This window comes from Streptomyces spinosus (assembly GCF_020400655.1).
Taxonomy (GTDB): domain Bacteria; phylum Actinomycetota; class Actinomycetes; order Streptomycetales; family Streptomycetaceae; genus Streptomyces; species Streptomyces argyrophylli.
Genome location: NZ_JAINRC010000058.1, coordinates 1 through 971 on the forward strand (window position 1 = coordinate 1; position 971 = coordinate 971).

1 protein-coding gene is annotated in these 971 nt (G+C 64.6%); it reads left to right on the forward strand.

What is annotated here, in order from left to right; translation table 11 throughout:
- A partial coding sequence (locus LG395_RS40880; protein WP_225814654.1) for a cbb3-type cytochrome c oxidase subunit I occupies positions 1 to 971 on the forward strand: 971 nt, incomplete at both ends.

Genomic DNA, 971 nt, shown 5'->3' on the forward strand with positions numbered 1-971 from the left:
CACAAGACGATCGGCACGATGTATCTGGCGACGTCGTTCGCGTTCTTCCTGATCGGCGGCGTGATGGCGCTGCTCATGCGCGCCGAGCTGGCCCGTCCGGGCCTGCAGATCATGTCGAACGAGCAGTTCAACCAGGCGTTCACGATGCACGGCACGATCATGCTGCTGATGTTCGCGACGCCGCTGTTCGCCGGCTTCGCGAACTGGATCATGCCGCTGCAGATCGGCGCGCCGGACGTGGCGTTCCCGCGGCTGAACATGTTCGCCTACTGGCTGTACCTGTTCGGCTCGCTCATCGCGGTGGGCGGCTTCCTCACCCCGCAGGGCGCGGCGGACTTCGGCTGGTTCGCCTACTCCCCGCTGTCGGACGCGGTCCGCTCGCCGGGCATCGGCGCCGACATGTGGATCATGGGTCTGGCCTTCTCCGGCTTCGGCACGATCCTCGGCTCGGTCAACTTCATCACCACGATCATCTGCATGCGCGCCCCGGGCATGACGATGTTCCGCATGCCGATCTTCGTGTGGAACGTGCTGCTGACCGGTGTCCTGGTCCTGCTGGCCTTCCCGGTGCTGGCCGCCGCGCTGTTCGCCCTGGAGGCGGACCGCAAGTTCGGCGCCCACGTCTTCGACGCCGCCAACGGCGGCGCACTGCTGTGGCAACACCTCTTCTGGTTCTTCGGCCATCCGGAGGTGTACATCATCGCGCTGCCGTTCTTCGGCATCATCAGCGAAGTGATCCCGGTGTTCTCCCGCAAGCCGATGTTCGGCTACATGGGCCTGATCGCCGCGACCATCGCGATCGCCGGTCTGTCCGTGACCGTGTGGGCCCACCACATGTACGTCACCGGCGGTGTGCTGCTGCCGTTCTTCTCCTTCATGACGTTCCTGATCGCCGTACCGACCGGTGTGAAGTTCTTCAACTGGATCGGCACGATGTGGAAGGGCTCGTTGTCCTTCGAGACACCGATGCT